Origin of the sequence: Aureimonas sp. D3, assembly GCF_001463805.1 — a bacterium.
Lineage (GTDB): Bacteria > Pseudomonadota > Alphaproteobacteria > Rhizobiales > Rhizobiaceae > Aureimonas > Aureimonas ureilytica_A.
In genome coordinates, this window is record NZ_BBWM01000099.1 from 1 (window position 1) to 1,266 (window position 1,266).

The window sequence follows — 1,266 nt, forward strand, 5'->3', positions numbered from 1 at the left end:
GCGCACGATCTGGCGCAGCGCGTCGATCGGCTTGAGGCTGGCCCCGTCCACCACATGCCAGAAGGTCCAGCCGTTGCAGGCGTCGAGCCCCTGCACCCGCGCTCCGATCTTGTGGATCGAAGCCGGCTCCGCGCCCTCGGCCCGGATCGTCCCGTCCGCCTGCACATAGGCCCGGTGCCGGCCCCGCGCGCAGCTCAGCATCGTGCCGGGCTGGACGAGGCCCATGTCGAGCAGCGTCGCAAAGGGCACCCGCGGCTCGGCCCGCTTGCCGCCATTGGTCGCCAGCGCGTCCGCCGACAAGGGCTCGACCTCCAGAATGCGCTCGGCCGCCGCCTCGATATAGCTGTCCTCGCGCTCGATGCCCACGAAATGCCGCCCCAGGCGCTTGGCCACCGCCCCGGTCGTGCCCGTACCGAAGAACGGATCGAGGATCGTGTCGCCCGGCTTGGTGGACGACAGGATCACGCGCGCCAGAAGCGCCTCGGGCTTCTGGGTCGGGTGCACCTTGCCGCCCTCCTCGTCGCGCAGGCGCTCGGCGCCCGAGCAGATCGGAAACAGCCAGTCCGAACGCATCTGCGTGTCGTCGTTGGCCGCCTTCATGGCGTCGTAGTTGAACGTATAGCTCTTGGCCTCGGCCGAGCGGGACGCCCAGATCATCGTCTCGTGCGCGTTCTGGAAGCGCCGGCCCCGGAAGTTGGGCATGGGGTTGGTCTTGCGCCAGACGATGTCGTTCAGCATCCAGAAGCCCAGATCCTGCATGATGGCGCCGACGCGGAAGATGTTGTGGTAGGAGCCGATCACCCAGATCGTGCCGTTGGGCTTGAGCAAGCGGCGGGCGGCGAGCAGCCAGGCCCGCGTGAAGGCGTCATAGGCCTCGAAGCTCTCGAAGCGGTCCCATTCCTCGGTGACGGCATCGACGCGGGACTGGTCGGGGCGAGTGAGATCGCCGCCGAGCTGGAGATTGTAGGGCGGGTCGGCGAAGATGGCATCGACGCTGCCGGCGGGCAGCGCGGCCATGCGGGACACGCAGTCGCCCTTGATGATCGTGTCCAGCCATTCCGGCTGGCTTGGCGAGAGGGCCTGAGCCCCCGCACCGGCGAAGCCCAGCGGCGTGCCTGCGCCCAGGCGCTCCGCTCCGGGCGCGGCCTTCGACGCTGGCACTGCACGAGACACGCGAACCGCACCGGACCTGGACATAGCGCCACCACCACCCACTCAACGCGACAACACCGCGGGATCACACCGGGCTCCGGCTCCAAATCACCG

General features: G+C 69.1%; 1 protein-coding gene. It reads right to left on the bottom strand.

Going from position 1 to position 1,266, the window contains the following annotated elements:
- On the bottom strand, positions 1-1,107 hold a 1,107-nt coding region (locus AUL36_RS22965), incomplete at its 3' end, for a site-specific DNA-methyltransferase (protein ID WP_062224583.1).
- Positions 1,108-1,266 lie beyond the last annotated feature (159 nt).